The following is a 240-nucleotide window of genomic DNA, read 5'->3' on the forward strand; positions in this document are numbered from 1 at the left end:
GGTTCGGGCCGTTGTCGGTGGTGTAGACGACGATGGTGTTGTCGGCGATCTTCAGGTCGTCCACCGCCTTGAGCAGCTTGCCGACGTCGCCGTCGTGCTCGAGCATGCCATCAGCGTACTCGTTGCCGGGCATGCCGCTCTGGCCCTTCATCGAGTCGCGCACGTGGGTGAAGAGGTGCATGCGCGTGGTATTCATCCAGACGAAGAACGGTTTGTCGGCCTTGGCCTGCTTGTCGATGA

The 240-nt window shown here is 61.7% G+C and carries 1 protein-coding gene; it reads right to left on the bottom strand.

Annotated features, from left to right (window positions below):
* Positions 1-240 (bottom strand): sulfatase-like hydrolase/transferase (locus tag J5M67_RS29340; protein ID WP_207888772.1); only part of this gene is annotated, 240 nt, incomplete at both ends.

It is taken from the genome of Pseudomonas sp. 30_B, from assembly GCF_017491605.1.
GTDB lineage: Bacteria > Pseudomonadota > Gammaproteobacteria > Pseudomonadales > Pseudomonadaceae > Pseudomonas.